We start from the raw sequence: 15,793 nt of genomic DNA on the forward strand, positions 1-15,793 counted from the left end.
CCGTAGCGCACTAAAAGAGGGCGCCGCCTCCATTGCAGTGAGCCGGGTTCGGTAGTATCGCCAAGTTCCCGATCGCGGCTTCTCCGGCGCGCGCGGTTGCCACGTCGTTGGGCTGACGTGTGGAAGTGGGGGCGAGAATGTTCGATGCCCCGTTCAGGCAGAGCCATTCGGTGCCCCCGGCTTGCAAGGGGTCGAACTCCCGCAGCCAGTTCGTCTTGCAAAGACGGCAGCGATACTGCCGCACGACGATTGCCGGGCGTCCCAGCGGCCGTAACTTCGTCGGCTTGTGCAATTCCACCAGTTCGCCATGGGCGACAGGATCGGACATCGTGCGCATGTTCGTGCAGGCTTCACAAGGCATGTGCGTCAGCCTTTCAGGAATGCGCCGGCGCGAGGAAGCGTCTCTTCGCTCATGATTCGAATGATCCGCTGATTACAACGTGATCGGCGCATCCGGCCCAAGTGCAATTCAAGCGTGCTCATGATCGCGGCGGGCGTCGACTGTCGGCCATATCGAACATGCTGGAAGCTCTTCGGAGGGACGGTCGCCTTCGCCGCAGTGCGACGGTGGGCGAGGGCGCGTCCCACCTGACGCACTCAGTTTGCAATCGACTTACCGGCGGCGTCCTTGATTTTCGCTTTCCATTGCTTGCGGATTTCGGACACCACCGAATCGGGAAGCGAGATGTAGTCCAGCTCCGTGGCGGCCTGGTTGCCGTTGTGGAATGCCCAGTCGAAGAACTTGAGCGTTTCCGCCCCTTGTGCGGGCTTGTCCTGCTTCGCGTACAGCAGCACGAACGTCGCGCCGACGACCGGCCATGCGTCCTTGCCCGGCTCGTCCGTCAGGATCTGGTAGAACGACTTCGACCAGTTCGCGCCTGCAGCCGCGGCCTTGAACGTTTCGGTCTTCGGCTCGACCACCGTGCCCGTCGAGTTCTTCAGCGCGGTGTAGACCATGTTGTTCTTCTTCGCGTAGGCCCATTCGACGTAGCCGATTGCACCCGGCAGACGTTGCACGAACGCTGCGACGCCGTCGTTGCCCTTGCCGCCCGTGCCCGTCGGCCAGTTGACCGTCGTGCCTTCGCCGACCTTCGACTTCCATTCGCCGTTGACCTTCGACAGGTAGTTCGTCCAGATGAAGCTGGTGCCCGAGCCGTCAGCACGGCGAACCACGGCGATGTCGGTGTCCGACAGCCTGACCTTCGGGTTCAGTGCGGCGATCGCCGGGTCGTTCCATTTCTTGATCTTGCCGAGGTAGATGTCGCCGAGCACCGGGCCCGACAGCGTCAACTCGCCAGCCTTCACGCCCGGCACGTTGACGACCGGCACCACGCCGCCGACCACCGTCGGGAACTGGAACAGGCCGGTCTTCGCGAGTTCGTCATCCTTCAACGGAGCGTCCGAACCGGCAAAGTCCACCGTCTTCGCGTTGATCTGCTTCAGGCCGCCCGACGAACCGATACCTTGGTAGTTGACCTTGCCACCGCCCGACTTCTTGTACGCATCGGCCCACTTTGCGTAAATCGGTGCGGCAAACGTGCTGCCTGCGCCGGTGATATCTGCGGCTTGAGCACTGAGAGAAACAAGAAATACGGTGCAGGGAACCAAGATCCGGATGTTCATGTAACGCCTCCTGTCTGCTGTCGGCAAGCTGGCCTCGGTGGAGAAGTCTGACTTGTCGAGTGGGATCTGCCGGCCGTCTTTCGTCAATGTCGGACGGTTGACCGTGGCCGCGATCTTCTCTCGATTGCTTTCAAACACGGTGAGCAATTGCGTAGGTGTGGCAGTCGGTGCGCCGCGCTTTTCTCGGATGACGTCCGCTGCGAGCTTGATTGCAACGTTCCCCCAGCCGGGGCCAAAGGTGGAGAGCGGCCGGCCTGGATCGTCACTGACGATCGGGTAAGTCAGACAAGTGGCGGAGTCCGTCATCGTGCGCGGTACGTGGTCTCGCATCGAAGGGAAATACGAGTATTGCATCTGCCTGTGAAAACTCAAGGACAGTGCAATGGCTCGATTCACCTTTCAATGCATGTCACTTGCGACGATGGAGGCCAACGCCCGATCGCCGTCACGTTGGGCCGTGTCTTCAGTGGAAAAGATGTGGTGACTGAATGCGATCAGTTTGAAGCCGGATCCTGCGGAGCGAGGAACCGTGATGCCCCAGTGCCAGCCTCCATCCTGCTGGAACACGTGGAGGGCGGGAGGCGCTGGGCTCAGTGCGGGTGAAGAAGTCGTCATGGCGTGCTCTCCCGTCATGGGGCGACTGCAGGGCAACTACATTGAATGCGAACCCAGTCTACGGGCACTTTTGCTGCGGCGCAATATGCGGATTTCGTGAAAGCGCCGATGTGCCGAATGCCACAATTTTGAAATACAAATATGCAAGGTCAGAGATGGCTGGCATATTGATATGACGATTAAGATTTCCCGGAGGCTTCATGGATCGCAGTTCGCTCGTATGGGCGGGGGTGCCGCATAACAGCGATGGCGTCGTGTTTCAGATTCGGGTCGGCCGCGGGCTTCAGCGTTTTCATATTTCCCGGTTGATTCTCGAGAAGGCGTGCGAGCTCGAGCGACTGGCATCTGACGCGCGACAACTCGAATCCTTTTACGAGCACTTGGCGCCGATCCTGGCAGTCGCGCGGAAGACGCGCTCCAGTGCGAAGGCCGATACGGTGTCGCTGAATGTTTCCGATTTTGTTCGAACGGGCAACGTGCGGGTCGCGCGGGGTTCTTGGGTGGTGATGCGATGAGCACTGCAGGGAGGATGAGCGCGCGGCATGCCCGGCGACTGTGCGTAACTTCTCGTGTTGGGTGTTGTCAGGGACGGTGCAGGTCGCGCAGCATCGTCGGGGTGACGTTTGCAGGTGATGCGGTGGGTCAGGTGTTCACGCGACTGGAGAAATTTCATTTGCAGTCCGAATTTGCATGGGTCCGGAGCCGAACTGTTCGATATTCTCCTTCCAGCCGGTTTTTGCCGATGGCGGGCGATCGCAACCGGCCGTGAACGGTCAGTCGCCATCGTGGGTCAGATCGACGCCAGTCACGGTCTTGGCGCGAATGCACTTGTCCATCTGCAAACGGATTCCATCCTATCAAGCGAGGTCGCTATGTTGCACCGACAACCATTAGTACCTGAACTGGTTGTTCTAGATTTTGCCAGGAGCTTGTCTTTCTGGACCGGACTCATTGGCTTCGACATCTTGTACGATCGTCCCGAGGACAAGTTTGCCTACCTCGATCTTCACGGAGCTCAGGTTATGCTTGAAGAGCTCGACGACGAAGCTCGCTGGCTCACTGGTGACGTCGAGCCCCCTTTGGGAAGAGGTATCAACTTCTCCATTACATTGCCTTCCATTCAGCCCGCGCGTCAGCGATTACTTGATGCAGGTTGGGCGCTATTCATGGATGAAGAAGAAAAATGGTACCGATCCCGAGATCGGGAAATTGGACTGAGGCAATTCCTCGTTCAAGATCCGGACGGGTACCTGCTTAGACTGACGAGTGACCTCGGTACAAGACCTCTTGGCTTCGGTGGGATCAATAGCTGAGGTTCCCGCATCTTATCCGGCTTCTCCGGATTGTCGGCACGATTCTCGAACGAAGATTCGATAGTATTCCAGAGCAGTGCGGCGAGGGCGTGCCCGCTTCCATGCCGCGTTTTCCGGCTGTCCGTAACGGAGGGATTCAACCGGTCGATGTAACACACTAGACGCTGCGTAAGCGGTGGAGGTGTTGCAAATGAAACCGCGGCGCAGGATCTGCAACACCGAGCCTCAAAAGGCACTGATGTGGGAACGGTGGCGCAAGGGCGACACACTTCATCCAATTGGCCAACTGTTCGATCGATACCATGCCTCTATTCAGGGGATTATCGCCAGGACTGACGGAATACGGCCGGCGCCTCGACATCGCTCCAGGTTGCCTTGACGCTTGCTGAGCGCGAGGAGAGCTCGCGCGCAGTCGTCGTCGACGGCACGCCACACGCCTTGCCGAAAGGCGAGAACCCGCCGTGGTACCGGTCAGTTCGGTGGCGCCCCATCGCTGGTCATACATTTTTTGGTTACATCAAAAAAAGTTTGACTGTCATATTTTCTCCTGATACGTTTCATTCACGTTTCATAAGACAAATAAGCGCTTGCCGATTGGCGTCATGAGGAGGCCTCGTGCCTTCCCGAAACGACGGCAATATCGAGCCGTGTCACGCAGAATCCGCTCCGAGTGAAGCGGGTCTGGTATCGAATGTCGGAATCAATCTGACATCCTCGCAGGAGGCATCCTGTTCTTTTATTTTGGAGTCCAGAATGGAAGACGTGCTCAGCTATTTCGAAACCCAGGAAGTCCAGGCCATGCCGGTGAAGATGGGCGTCTGGTAAGCCAAGATCAGGCGTTGAAAGAGGAGGGGCGCATGCCCCTCCTTCCTGGCAAACACGGGGGGCGACATGAATCTGCTGGCAGGGGCATCGCTAATCAAGTTTGATCGTCAGTTTCCAATCTACAACTTCTTCTTTCCCAATCAGGGAAAGGAACAGTCCGCGGTATCGGCGTCTCGCGTGTGGCATCACGCGCAACAACACGCTCGGTCGCGGGCGCTGTATTTCCATATTCCGTTTTGCGACACGATCTGCAATTTCTGCCCGTTTACCCGCGGAAAGTATTCGGATCGTTCCACCATCGATCAGTACTTCGATGCGCTCCTCACCGAGATCAGGATGAGAGCCGAGTCGGTCGATCTGAAGCACGTTCCGGTGAGCTCAATTTTCTTCGGCGGCGGCACGCCTAGCCTGCTTGATCCTGAGCAGATCAGGCAGATCGGCGAACTGATTCGTGCGACCTTCGATCTGTCGCAGCTGCGTGAATTCTCGTTCGAAGTCGAGGTCAAGAGCCTCACGCCCGAGCGTGCCGCAGCCATGCGAGAAATCGGCGTGACTCACCCGCGCTTTGGCTTGCAGACGTTCTCACCCAGGTGGCGTGAAATATTCGACCTGACCGCGACGCTCGACCAGATCCACGGCGCTGCGACGCTGCTCAAGGAAATGTTTCCGTACCAGACGTTCGATATCCTGTATGGCATGAGCGGGCAGGACGAGGAAGAACTCATCGCGGATCTTCAGAAAGCCGTCGCGCTCGGTACGACAAACGTCGATATCTACCCGATCGACAATATCGTGACCCAGGTCGGGTTGCACAAAAAGCTGTCTGACGAAGGTGCGGCGCCGACATCGGCGATGCGCAAATTCGGGATGAACCTCCTCGTCGACCAGTTCATGCGGCACGCCGGATTCATGCCGCACAACGGCCACGGCTACGTTCGCACACCGGCAACGACCAGCGTCGTGAGCGACGCCTATTCGTTCGTCTATCACGAACATGTGTACGGCTACCACGACCTCGACCTGTTGGGTTTCGGCGTGAACGCGATCAGTTCGACGATGGGGCACGTCACGACGAACACGCATAGCAGGAAGGTCTATCAGGAGAAGATCGCCGCCGGCGAGTTTCCCAGTGTGGTCAGCCAGCACGACGTGTCGCTCGACTACGCTCGCCCGCTCGTCCTCCGCCTTCCCTATCACGGAACGATCGAGAAGCAGCGCGTCGTCTGGGACCAGGTTCATCCCGAAGTGCTCGCCAAATTTGACACGCTGAGAGACGAGGGATTCGTCACGGAAGACGATACGTCCATTTCGCTGACCAAGCTCGGTTGGTATTGGTACGTCAATCTCATGTACTTCCTGATGCCAAAGGCAGATCAGCTGCTGATGAACGGCATGGTCGTCGACAAACTCAAGGACCCGGGGCGCCAGTTCTCGAAGCGAGAATTGCTGTATCCGATCATTCCTCTGGCGGCGGCGTAGCGAAGGGAGGCAGGACATATGATCGGAATGCTCCGTCGTGAACGGCGATTCTCGGTGTTGCTGGCCGGCAATGCCATGTCCCAAATTGGCGATGGCGTTCACGAGTTCGTATTCGTCATCACGGTGTTGCACGCCGCACACAACAACGTGGCGCTCGCCGGCATCGTCTACTTCTTCCGCTTCATCCCGTATCTGGTGCTCGGGCCGCTTGGCGGCGCATTGTCCGATCGACTGCCTCGCCGCGCGTTGATGGTATTCGCGGATCTCTCCCGTGCCGTCACGACGGGACTATTCTGCGTGCTGCTCGCGATCGATCGCGTCGACCTCGTTTCACTGGGGCTGATCGGCATGGCGATGACTTCTTTCCGCACATTGTTCCAGCCGGCGTTTCAGGGGACGATTCCGGCGATCGTCAAAACCGAGCACCTGCCTGCTGCCAACGGGGCAACGCAAATGGCCGCCGAAATGGGCGGACTCGTCGGGCCCGCGCTCGGCGGCGTCATGCTGGCGACCATTGGCAATCCGGGCTTCGTGTTGATCATCGACGCCGCGACCTATCTGCTGTCGACGCTTTGCATCTGGTGTGCCATCGCGGCGCACATGCGCGACGACGCTTCGCTTTCCCAGGAGAAACTGACGATCCGGAGTCTCTACGGCGATTTCGGACAGAATCTCAAGGGCGCGTTACAAAAACGCGAATTGTTCGTCACGATTGGATACTCTGCGCTTTGCATTCTGTTCGTCGGTTCGGCCTTACGCATCCTGATTCCGGCGCTGTTGAAAGGCAACGGCTACTCGGACAGCATGGTCGGTTATGCAATGAGCTTCATCGCGTTCGGCGCACTGGCCGGCGCCGTCGTGTGCAGCAAGGTGATGCGGCGATTCGATACGCACAATCTGATGCTCTATTGGAGCATGTACGGCATTGCACTCGCGATCCTGCCGGCCTGCGTGGTTAGTACACCGACCATTTTTGCGGGATGCTTCTTGCTGGGCGCGGTAGGCGCCTTCGCCGACGTCATTTTGCCGACCAACATTCAGAATCTCTCGACCGACGCGAACGTCGGCAAGAACTTCAGCCTGTTCTCTACATTGGCGAACACGAGTGAAGCGTTGTCTGGTGGCCTGGCCGGATTGCTGACGCTGATTTCACCTGTTGGTGGCAGTCTTGTGATCACGGGGCTGCTGATTGCGTCGGTCGCCTATCTCGGCAAGATTCGGGTCGAGGTTTGAATGGACGGGCCATCGTATCTGGCTTGCGGTCGCCACGTCTTTGTCGACATATCGGATACCAACCCCGAGGTGCTGAATGATCTGTCGTCGCTCGAACGGGCGTTGACGGAGGCGGCCATCACGGAAGGGGTGACGGTTCTCGGGGTGATCCGGCATGCGTTCCAGCCAAGCGGAGTAACCATCCTTTTGCTCCTCGCCGAGTCCCACGTATCGTTGCACACCTATCCCGAGCAGGGCAAAGCGTTCTTTGATGCGTTCACGTGCGGTGTGCAGTTCGAACCAGCCAATATTTTCCACGGCTTCGCTCGGGCTAGCGCTGTCGGATCCTATCGGATCGTTCAGTGCGAGCGAGGGGATAAGTGCAGTACGAAGTGACGATACGACTGCTGAGCGCCACGTATCGTTGTCCGCTTCCGACTCATCGGCAACGGACACCAGGTTCCGTTTACATTCTCACTAGCGACCCAGGTGGCCCCACGGCACAAACGAACGCTACGAAGGCGAGATAGCAGGCGGCGAGCGTGTCGTATCGAATGGAGAGCGGGCGAAAATGTTCGATGCGATTGAAGCCGCGTTCGATGAGGCATTCCCGATCCGGATCTGAGGGCATAACGTGCAAGAGCAAACCATTTTGACGGCGCTAAAGAATGGCTTTTACGACTCACGGATCTACTACGAGACGCTACGCTCGTTCGGCGGGGGCCAACGCGTGTTTTTCGACAGGTATCTCGATGGTCACGTCGTTATCGGCTACGAAAATTGCAAGGAAGTGGCCCGGCGCATCGACGAGTTTGGGCGCAGAAGTCTGTCGTTGCCGTCCGACCTTTTTAGCGACAGCAGACAAGCCCGATCGGGATACGAAGTCATGCAGGCGATGTCCATTTTCTTGCCTGCGGGCTCCGCTTATGCGGCACGACGTCAGCGACTCCTGGAAGCTGTCGGTCACGCCAGGCATGATCCCGGCCTCGATCGTATCCGCGGGGCGGCGTCGAAATCGATGGACCTTCTTCCTGCCGACGAACCGGCCGAGGTGTTCCTGACCTCGTTGCGACCGTTCGTGGCTCGGTGTGCCAATCTTCTCGTGCTGCAAATGGAAGAGGTTCCTGCATACGTCACCGAGGACGCCGTGACCGTCACGTACTTCTTCGACGGGAAAAGGCCCAAGCGAGAAGATCTGATTGCCGCCATGGAGGCAACCGATCGCCTGGCGGACTGGCTGGCGACGGAGCGCGGTTTGTCGCGCGCGAACGACGCAGAGATACTGGCCGATCTCGTCCTGCTCTACGTGGCCGCTCACGAGAGTGTTTCATATCTGCTCTATATCTGCCTGTGCCACCTTTCGATGAGAGAAGGCGGCCTCGACGATGCTCTGGTCCCCCGTCTCGGCTCGTTCATCGCCGAGGCCTTGCGGTACGATTCGCCCGTTCAGATAAGCGGTCGCGTCGCGCTCGATGATGCCCGAATCGGTGACTACCTGGTTCGAAAGGGCGAGCATGTCTATCTGCATGTGGGTGCCGCTAACCGGGACGATCAAGTGTTCGCCAACGCGGACGTGTTTGACGAGAACCGGCAACCGATGCATCTTGGATTCGGGTGGGGACCCACGCGATGCGTCGGGTCGGAATTCGCGGCCGCGTGCGCAACGGAATACCTCACTGCGTTCCTTGCGCGCTTTTCGCGCGTGCACTATCACAACGAGCAGACCCGGTTTGATCACGGCCTGTCTGCGCGCGGATTGAAGGCGGCCAGCTTCTCTCTGGGGCGTCGTTGAGGCGACATCGCAGCCCTCGGAGGGGCGCGTAAAGGGCGTTGTCGCTGGCGGGTCTTGTTGCGACAACACGGCCCACATCGGCCACGTCGATCCGCATGCCGCGTATCGGGGTGTGGTCGAATTGACGGATCATGCACGACGCTTCAACACCGCGGCAGCGGTGGCATCGAAAAAATCGTCGATGCACCCCCTTGCCTGCTTCGCCGCGCGCACGGGCGATTAAAGGATCGATGCGCCAGACTGGATCGGCTGCCCACAAAAAATGAGGTTGGAAGTGAGAGCCAAGATCTTCGAGCATGCCGAGTCCAAACTGTCGACATCGGGGCCAGTGGTTATTACGCCACCCGCTATAGCTGTCTGGCGCAAGGGCATATCGGAGCGATGGGTTGCCGAATCCGAATACGGCCGTCCGACTTTGCGCATGCACGCTGGATCCGTGTAACACCCCGGCCAACATGGTCAGGACAAGCACCGTCAGGCGTTTCGCGGACGGTATGAGATGTCGCCGATGCAATGGCGAAAGGTGAATGCGGAGTAGGGCGAGCCGGGTTCCGATCTTGGACCGGCTGATGTCGTCGGCTAGACGGTCTGCAATCGGTATTGCGTCAGTCCGTCATGTTCCATGCGCTCTGTGACCGACAACCCATGGCGTTCATAGAACGGGAGATTGCGCGATTCGCCCGTCTCCAGCGCTATTTTCGCCGTCGGATCGGTGTCGCCAAGATGTGACAACGACGCACGGAGCAGCACCGATCCGATGCCTTCGCCTTGCCGAACCGGGGATACGCCGATGAATTCGATCCGGCTGCACGCCGCGTCCGGCGCACTCGCGGCAGGCGTCGCGCGAAGCAAATCGATCCGGCTCAACGATGACGCGCCGCAACCGATCGCGATGTCGCGCCCCAGCTCCGCCAGCATGCGGGGTGATTCGCTGCAGGATGCTGGCGCAAAGTAGCTGACTGCAACGAGATCGTCATTGCGCCACGCGCCCAAAGCCGGCAGGCATGCATCGTAGTGATACTTCAGATAGCGCCTGAGATAGTGGGCGCGGCGCTCGTGGAATCCGGGATTTTCGGCGAACAGGCACCAGCCAAGCGTCGGGTCCTGCTCGAATGCCGAATCGAGCAACGCCAGCGCTGCGTCGAGAAACCGAGGGGGCAGCGAGGCTACCTTCAATTCTGTACCGTGCATGGTCGAGGCGGCCCGGATGGAAAGTTGCGGGGGGAACGTTCGCGTAACTTGCAGCGTAGCGCATGACTCGATTCCTCTACAGGAAAGGTGCAGGCTTGCTGAAGAAATTGCGATGTGTGCGTCGGGTCTGAGCGGCCATACGGACAATCGATCAGCGCGTAAACGACCTTTTCCCTCATTTCAGGCCGAATGGCGCTATTTGAGGGTTCTCGATAAAATACGACTTTCCACGGTTTTCAGTTAACGACTTCGTCATGCATCGAATCGGATTCTTCGTTTGCCGTGGCTACGATGTGCTTGATCTGGGCGGGCCACTGTCGGCCTTCAATCAGGTGACCACAGCGGCGGGCCACACGCCCTATGATCTCCATGTCATCTCGCAGTCCGGCGGCCCGGTTCCGGGCAATACGGGCCTGTCGGTCGAAACGAAGCCGATCGGAAGGCGCACGTTCGACACCGTCATTTTCGTGGGCGGCGATGTCGATCCGATGCAGACACCCGAGAATATCGCCGCCGCCAGGAAACTGGGCGCGAGGGCCGCGCGAGTGGCAAGCGTGTGTACGGGGGCGTTTCTGCTTGCGGAAACCGGCTTGCTGGACGGCTTGAGAGCCACGACGCACTGGCGATACGCCGCGCAATTGCAGTCGCGCTTCCCGCGCACCAAGGTCGAGGGCGACAGTATCTATATCGAGGAGGGCCGCATCTGGACGTCGGCGGGCATCGCGTCCGGAATCGACCTCGCGCTCGGCATGATCGAACGCGATATGGGCGCGGAGGTTGCGCGCGCTGTTTCCAGGCTTCTGGTTGTTCCGTATCGTCGGCCAGGCGGTCAGTCCCAATTCTCCGCGATGTCGCAGATGGAGCCGGAATCGGATCGCATCCGCATCGCGCTGAATTTTGCGAGGGAACATCTGGCCGAAGCGTTGCCTGTCGAACGGCTCGCCGATGCCGCCAGATTGAGTCTGCGACAGTTCGGACGCGCCTTTCGCCGCGAAACCGGTGAAACACCTGCGAAGGCGGTCGAGCGCTTGCGAGTCGAAGCGGCGAGGCTGCGCCTGCAGGGCGGTAGCGAACCGATCGAACAGATTGCGCTGGCTGTCGGATTCACCGATCCGGAACGGATGCGGCGGGCCTTCATCAAACTGCATGGGCACCCGCCGCAAGCGATTCGACGCGAGAGTCGATCGAACGGGGCGCGCTGATCGACTGCTGGCCGATCAGCGCGATGCCCGGTCAACGTCCGTCGAACGGGCTAGTGGCGCTGTGGGCAGGTCACGATCCGTTTCGCCAGTCGATCAATGGTCATCCGTTTTCAGCGGCCCGTAGTCGTTCCACATGTCGCGATGCAACTTCCAGGCACCGCCTTGCTTCAGAAAGACGAGGGTCTGCTTGCCGCGGTATTTGAGCTTTCCATCGTGGTCATGGATCTCCGCATCCGAAACCTCCGTCACGACCCGATCGTTACCGTAGAACTCGTAATTGCTGAACGATACGCTGGCCGGCTTTGAGCCGGCATACCCGTTGGTGAAGTACGCGGTGATCGCGCTGCTTCCCGTTACCTTGTCGCCACCGGGCGGCAAGAGCGTGCCGTCGTGGGTGTAGAGGCGGCCGATCGCCTCGTAGTCGCCTCGCGCGAAGGCATCCGCCCATCGCGCATTCTCGGCTTTGATGGCCGCTTCGGGCGGACGTTGCACACCACCGGCAGTCGCCGGCGCGGCAAACGCGAAAAAGGTGACGCTGGCTGCAAGCGCAGCGGTACACATACGAATTGGTTGCATCGAGTGATTTCCGATCGTGAATTTGATTTGATTAAGAGGACTGCGAAGTTTGCCGGTTGGGGCCGGCAACGTCGGCGGCGGTGATCATCGAGACCTGAAGCTGGTCGTGCTTACATCGCCTGCAAGTGGCTCAACGAACGCCCGGGACGCGTGCGAGCCCCCTGGATGCACCGGGCAGTTTCTTGTCGACCATCGCGATGATTTCGGGCCGCGCGTCCCTGGGATGACCGGAGTGGAACGGCGGCGCGGGATCATATTCGATCGCGAGTTGCGTGAATTCGGCGGCCTGCTGCCCGCGCAGCTTCGCTGCCACGCGCAGTGCGAAGTCGATGCCCGCCGTCACGCCGCCACCGCTCATGAACCGGCCGTTGTCGTCTTCCACGAAGCGATCGGGCACGGGGATGGCGCCATATTCGGCCAGCTTGTTGACGAACGCCCAATGGCAGGCACTGCGCTTTCCCTTGAGAACGCCCGTCGCGGCGAGCACGAGCGATCCGTTGCAAACCGACGTCACGTGTTTGGCGCTTTCTGCCAGGCGCCGGATCTGCGCTTGATACGCGGGGCGCATCGGCGCCGACAAATCGGACCCGCCGGGGACCAGGAGCACGTCGGTCTTGTCGATATCGGCCAGTCGTTCGGTGTTGCCGTACACGACGCCGAATTCGAGCGTCACGTTGCCGCCATCGAGGCTCGCGTAGCGAACGTTCGTATTCGGTAGCCGATGGAAAATCTCGCAGGGCCCGGCGAAGTCGAGCAGCGTCCCGCCATCGTAATTGACGATCAGGATATTGAGCGGGTCATTCGGGGAAAGTGCGCCTGCGCTGCCTGTCTGCGCAAGCGCAGGGGTTGTGTGCCCCAGCAAGGCTCCGCCACCGAGGACGGCGCCGAGGGTCGCGACGCCGCCAAACTTGAGCATATCGCGGCGCGAGCGGCCTGCTTGGGTGAGGGGCTGTCCGGAAGCATGGTTTTCGCTACGGTCGGTCAAGATCGCTTCTCCTTGCATGTCGGCCCCGCTGCGAGCGCAAGCAGGCTGGGCCGGATGGAATCACCGCCGCGACGAAAAGCGTGGCGGGCGTGAGATCGGATGGGTGGATGAGCCGGGATGACGTGCAGGGCTCTGGAAACGGGCGCCGCAGGCTCAAAGCTGCGAGGCGCCGCCATCGACGATCAGCTCGGTGCCGACGACGTATGAGGATTCGTCGCTGGCGAGATAGAGTGCCGCGTAGGCGATGTCGTCGGCCGTGCCCATGCGGCCCACTGGAATGGCTTCGGCGAACGCGGCCTTGCGGTCGCGAACCCATTCGTCGGGCATGCCCCATCTGCCGAGCAGCGGCGTGTCGATCGGGCCGGGCGCGATCGCGTTGAAGCGGATTTTCCGGTCGAGAAATTCGTAGGACCAACTGCGGGCAAGCGATCGCACGGCGGCCTTCGCTGCCGCAGTCAACGAGATGCCATGCTTGCCGGTCTGCGCGACGAACGAGGTATTGAGAATGACCGACGCGCCTGCTCGCAAGTCCGGCAGCACCGCCTGAAGCGTGAACACCACGCCCTTGACGTTGATGTCCATGATCTCGTCATAGAGCGCGTCGTCGATGTCGTTGACTGCGGACGGGAAAGCCCAGCCGGCGTTCGCGAACACGACATCCAGGCCACCGAACTTCTCGTTGACCTCGGCGGCAATCGCGCGCATGTCCTCGATCGAACGGACGTCGCCCTTGAGAACGAGCGCATGCTCGCCGAGTTCGGCCTTCACACGTTCGAACACCGCATCGTCGCGCCCCGTCACTGCTACGCGAGCGCCTTCCGCAATGAACAGCTTCGCGGTTGCAAGACCGATGCCGCTGGTGCCGCCGGTGATCAACGCCGCCTTGTTTTCAAGTCTCATCTTCTGCTCCTTTCTCCGTCGTGATGGATCGGGCCGAAGGCACATGGCGCAATTGCGTCGATGTGCGTTGCTCGGCTCGATCTTCCACGCGAAGTATGGAACGCGAAGCGGATGGCGCAAAGGTCGTATAACCCTCAAAAAGCGCCACTCAGTTAAACGAGCGACTCTTGCATTTCGACGCCAGGTGGTGGCATCGCACGTCAGTACACCGGTGCTGTCAGCCTTCGTTCTCGTAAAGCAAGCCATACCCGTCACTCGTCCGCTCGATGCGTGCGAACCCGAGTTCCCCCAGATGCATGCCGGCGATCAACAGCCCCTCCGCGCTGACCTGATCGAGAAGCCGAGACCGCGTCGCCACCGCCAGCGACGCATCGTGATCGAACGCAATCGATACCTCCGGCCGTTGAACCTGGATATGCGGAAAATGAACCACGTCCCCCCACACAAGCAGGCTTTGATCGCGGGATTCGAGCACATATCCGGTGTGTCCATCGGTATGTCCCGGCAGCGGCAGCGCGCTGATGCCGGGGAGCACCTGACCCGAGTCGAACAGACGGAGCGTGTCGCCATAGGCATCGAACACCTGACGCGCTTTGAAGAAGTTACCGCGCGCCCGCTCGCTGGCGCGGCTCAGATTGCCGTCGTCCCGCCAGAACCTGACCTCGCGCCGATGCACCACCAGCTCCGCATTCGGAAACGCGGCCCGCCCTGCATCATTCACCAGCCCTCCCACGTGATCGGGATGCGCGTGGGTCAGCAGGATGGTGTCGATCGCAGCGGGTTCGATACCGGCAAGCACCAGGTTCGTCCGGAGTTGGCCCCCCCATTGCTTGAACCCGCCCGCGCCCCCGTCGATGAGGACGGTACGGCCCGCGCCGCGTACGACATAGCAATTGATATGCACGGTGTCTGGCGCTTTCTGCCCGGCTTCATGCTGCATTCTTGATGAGTCGGCCGAGTCGATGTTCGATAGCAAGTCGAGGCTGGCGGTGAGGTAGCCATCGCTGATGGCCGTGATCGTGAAATCCCCGACTTGCTGACCGGGAAAATTGAGTGTGGACATCGTGTTTCTCCGGATCGGCTAGTTGCGGGCGTGAAGGTTCGTCGCGGTGTAACCAAAACACCGAATGCGCGCGGTGAGACCGGTGCGGCGAACGATCGCGTGATCCAGCGCTTCCATGAAGCGGTTCATGACTGCCGGCGTGCGAGACGTCCCTACGCGATACCGGATGTCTGCGAAGACGGGATGTCCATGTCCATGCCGAGCTTCCAGAAAAATGACGTGGACGTTCTTGGGCGCCGCTTCAAGCACTTGCGTACAGAGCTCGACGCAGTCGCGCGACAGTTCGGCAAGACTGTCATCAGCCGGCATCCGGTTCGCATCGATCGAGAAAGTGACGTTCGGCATCGCGCGCTTACTCCTGCGCAGCGGAAAGGGCGTGCGCGCTGGTCAGTTGCGGCGTCATCGGCGCGTAAAGGTGAATGCCTTCAGGAAGATTCTCGACAAGCCGAGCGCTGTCGCGTGGCAGGACGGCGAGCCACCGGCGCTCCGGAAACTTCTCCAGCGCAACGGCCTGCATGGCCAGCGGTTCGAGGCCCAACCGGATCAGCGGATCCGCGCCGCCTGCACACAGCGCGAGGTATTCGCCGTCCTTTACCGCCGGCGCAAAACCGATATCGCTGTAGAGATTCCGATGCCAGTCGGTGATGTGCTGCTGCCACTTCGCGAAATTGCCACCGCCTTTCCGGCGATATTCATCGCCGGTCAGCACATCGAGCCCGTCGATCGTGTGGATCGCCAGATAGACAGGGCAACCACCGCTGATCGCCTTGAACCGCTGCGACGTGTGAAACCCCGTTACCGAGATCAGTGCGGGCAGTTTTTCGAGGCTGTAGAAGTCGTTCCATTCGGCTTCGCTGCCAAGGTCGGCGAAGCTGCATTCCACGGTGTAGATCATCACGTTGTCCTTTGAACAGGATGCACATCCATCTGCGAACCGTCGATGTTCAGTGCGGTAACGTAATGCTAAGCTCGCATTTCCACCCGATAAAACGAAATAAAGTCAGCCTTCAGTGATAT

Annotated in this window: 18 protein-coding genes and 1 pseudogene; 9 read left to right on the forward strand and 10 right to left on the reverse strand. The window is 60.0% G+C overall.

Annotated elements, in window-relative coordinates; genetic code table 11:
- Positions 1-10 precede the first annotated feature (10 nt).
- The 3 genes from QZM67_RS07970 to QZM67_RS07980 form a co-directional block, all read right to left on the reverse strand.
- A complete protein-coding gene (locus tag QZM67_RS07970; protein ID WP_301801671.1) occupies positions 11-328 on the reverse strand; it encodes a hypothetical protein in 318 nt (105 codons plus the stop codon).
- Between the two features lie 269 nt (positions 329-597).
- Complete coding sequence (pstS, locus tag QZM67_RS07975; RefSeq protein ID WP_301802197.1) at positions 598-1,623, reverse strand: phosphate ABC transporter substrate-binding protein PstS; 1,026 nt, start codon at positions 1,621-1,623, stop codon at positions 598-600.
- Positions 1,624-2,022: 399 nt separating this feature from the next.
- Positions 2,023-2,238, reverse strand: coding sequence for a hypothetical protein (locus QZM67_RS07980; protein WP_175020703.1), 216 nt, complete (start codon positions 2,236-2,238; stop codon positions 2,023-2,025).
- Between the two features lie 200 nt (positions 2,239-2,438).
- Between QZM67_RS07980 and QZM67_RS07985 the strand changes: the two genes are divergently transcribed.
- From QZM67_RS07985 to QZM67_RS08020, 8 genes and pseudogenes are all read left to right on the forward strand, one after another.
- A complete protein-coding gene (locus QZM67_RS07985; protein ID WP_301801673.1) occupies positions 2,439-2,753 on the forward strand; it encodes a hypothetical protein in 315 nt (104 codons plus the stop codon).
- Positions 2,754-3,023: 270 nt separating this feature from the next.
- Positions 3,024-3,551 carry a VOC family protein gene (locus QZM67_RS07990; RefSeq protein WP_301801675.1) on the forward strand — a complete coding sequence of 176 codons (528 nt, stop codon included), beginning with the start codon at positions 3,024-3,026 and terminating at the stop codon, positions 3,549-3,551.
- 190 nt (positions 3,552-3,741) lie between these two features.
- Positions 3,742-3,968, forward strand: a pseudogene (locus QZM67_RS07995) (IS30 family transposase); the annotation flags it as partial.
- Positions 3,969-4,166: 198 nt separating this feature from the next.
- Positions 4,167-4,376 (forward strand): hypothetical protein, encoded by a 210-nt coding sequence (locus tag QZM67_RS08000; protein ID WP_175020701.1) that lies wholly within the window; start codon positions 4,167-4,169, stop codon positions 4,374-4,376.
- Positions 4,377-4,442: 66 nt separating this feature from the next.
- Positions 4,443-5,855 carry a coproporphyrinogen-III oxidase family protein gene (locus QZM67_RS08005; protein ID WP_301801677.1) on the forward strand — a complete coding sequence of 471 codons (1,413 nt, stop codon included), beginning with the start codon at positions 4,443-4,445 and terminating at the stop codon, positions 5,853-5,855.
- Between the two features lie 18 nt (positions 5,856-5,873).
- Positions 5,874-7,088, forward strand: a complete 1,215-nt coding sequence (locus QZM67_RS08010) for an MFS transporter (protein WP_301801679.1) — start codon at positions 5,874-5,876, stop codon at positions 7,086-7,088.
- On the forward strand, positions 7,089-7,463 hold the full coding sequence (gene speD / locus QZM67_RS08015; RefSeq protein ID WP_301801681.1) for an adenosylmethionine decarboxylase: 375 nt from the start codon (positions 7,089-7,091) through the stop codon (positions 7,461-7,463).
- Positions 7,464-7,701: 238 nt separating this feature from the next.
- Entirely contained in the window at positions 7,702-8,859 is a 1,158-nt protein-coding gene (locus QZM67_RS08020; protein ID WP_301801682.1) for a cytochrome P450, read from the forward strand.
- A gap of 579 nt (positions 8,860-9,438) precedes the next feature.
- On the opposite strand, the gene QZM67_RS08025 is transcribed toward QZM67_RS08020, so the two are convergent.
- The gene (locus QZM67_RS08025; protein ID WP_301801683.1) at positions 9,439-10,050 is read right to left on the reverse strand and encodes an N-acetyltransferase; all 612 of its coding nucleotides are present in this window, start codon (positions 10,048-10,050) and stop codon (positions 9,439-9,441) included.
- A gap of 254 nt (positions 10,051-10,304) precedes the next feature.
- On the opposite strand from QZM67_RS08025, the gene QZM67_RS08030 reads away from it, so the two are divergent.
- Positions 10,305-11,252, forward strand: a complete 948-nt coding sequence (locus tag QZM67_RS08030) for a GlxA family transcriptional regulator (protein WP_301801684.1) — start codon at positions 10,305-10,307, stop codon at positions 11,250-11,252.
- Between the two features lie 93 nt (positions 11,253-11,345).
- Here QZM67_RS08030 and QZM67_RS08035 read toward each other — a convergent pair whose 3' ends face one another.
- The 6 genes from QZM67_RS08035 to QZM67_RS08060 form a co-directional block, all read right to left on the reverse strand.
- Positions 11,346-11,828, reverse strand: coding sequence for a nuclear transport factor 2 family protein (locus QZM67_RS08035; protein ID WP_301801685.1), 483 nt, complete (start codon positions 11,826-11,828; stop codon positions 11,346-11,348).
- Between the two features lie 130 nt (positions 11,829-11,958).
- Complete coding sequence (locus tag QZM67_RS08040) at positions 11,959-12,813, reverse strand: DJ-1/PfpI family protein (protein WP_301801686.1); 855 nt, start codon at positions 12,811-12,813, stop codon at positions 11,959-11,961.
- 153 nt (positions 12,814-12,966) lie between these two features.
- Positions 12,967-13,713 carry an SDR family oxidoreductase gene (locus tag QZM67_RS08045; RefSeq protein WP_301802199.1) on the reverse strand — a complete coding sequence of 249 codons (747 nt, stop codon included), beginning with the start codon at positions 13,711-13,713 and terminating at the stop codon, positions 12,967-12,969.
- 217 nt (positions 13,714-13,930) lie between these two features.
- Positions 13,931-14,776 (reverse strand): MBL fold metallo-hydrolase, encoded by an 846-nt coding sequence (locus QZM67_RS08050; protein ID WP_301801688.1) that lies wholly within the window; start codon positions 14,774-14,776, stop codon positions 13,931-13,933.
- Between the two features lie 18 nt (positions 14,777-14,794).
- The gene (locus tag QZM67_RS08055) at positions 14,795-15,121 is read right to left on the reverse strand and encodes a hypothetical protein (protein ID WP_301801689.1); all 327 of its coding nucleotides are present in this window, start codon (positions 15,119-15,121) and stop codon (positions 14,795-14,797) included.
- A gap of 7 nt (positions 15,122-15,128) precedes the next feature.
- Complete coding sequence (locus tag QZM67_RS08060) at positions 15,129-15,671, reverse strand: sugar ABC transporter (RefSeq protein ID WP_301801692.1); 543 nt, start codon at positions 15,669-15,671, stop codon at positions 15,129-15,131.
- Between the last annotated feature and the right edge of the window lie 122 nt (positions 15,672-15,793).

Source organism: Burkholderia sp. AU45251, assembly GCF_030482905.1.
Taxonomy (GTDB): domain Bacteria; phylum Pseudomonadota; class Gammaproteobacteria; order Burkholderiales; family Burkholderiaceae; genus Burkholderia; species Burkholderia aenigmatica.

Coding starts and splice junctions, on each gene's coding strand:
- QZM67_RS07970 (WP_301801671.1), bottom strand. CDS start 328: ATGTCCGATCCTGTCGCCCATGGCGAACTGGTGGAATTGCACAAGCCG.
- pstS (WP_301802197.1), bottom strand. CDS start 1,623: ATGAACATCCGGATCTTGGTTCCCTGCACCGTATTTCTTGTTTCTCTC.
- QZM67_RS07980 (WP_175020703.1), bottom strand. CDS start 2,238: ATGACGACTTCTTCACCCGCACTGAGCCCAGCGCCTCCCGCCCTCCAC.
- QZM67_RS07985 (WP_301801673.1), top strand. CDS start 2,439: ATGGATCGCAGTTCGCTCGTATGGGCGGGGGTGCCGCATAACAGCGAT.
- QZM67_RS08005 (WP_301801677.1), top strand. CDS start 4,443: ATGAATCTGCTGGCAGGGGCATCGCTAATCAAGTTTGATCGTCAGTTT.
- QZM67_RS08010 (WP_301801679.1), top strand. CDS start 5,874: ATGATCGGAATGCTCCGTCGTGAACGGCGATTCTCGGTGTTGCTGGCC.
- speD (WP_301801681.1), top strand. CDS start 7,089: ATGGACGGGCCATCGTATCTGGCTTGCGGTCGCCACGTCTTTGTCGAC.
- QZM67_RS08025 (WP_301801683.1), bottom strand. CDS start 10,050: ATGCACGGTACAGAATTGAAGGTAGCCTCGCTGCCCCCTCGGTTTCTC.
- QZM67_RS08030 (WP_301801684.1), top strand. CDS start 10,305: ATGCATCGAATCGGATTCTTCGTTTGCCGTGGCTACGATGTGCTTGAT.
- QZM67_RS08035 (WP_301801685.1), bottom strand. CDS start 11,828: ATGCAACCAATTCGTATGTGTACCGCTGCGCTTGCAGCCAGCGTCACC.
- QZM67_RS08045 (WP_301802199.1), bottom strand. CDS start 13,713: ATGAGACTTGAAAACAAGGCGGCGTTGATCACCGGCGGCACCAGCGGC.
- QZM67_RS08050 (WP_301801688.1), bottom strand. CDS start 14,776: ATGTCCACACTCAATTTTCCCGGTCAGCAAGTCGGGGATTTCACGATC.
- QZM67_RS08055 (WP_301801689.1), bottom strand. CDS start 15,121: ATGCCGAACGTCACTTTCTCGATCGATGCGAACCGGATGCCGGCTGAT.
- QZM67_RS08060 (WP_301801692.1), bottom strand. CDS start 15,671: ATGATCTACACCGTGGAATGCAGCTTCGCCGACCTTGGCAGCGAAGCC.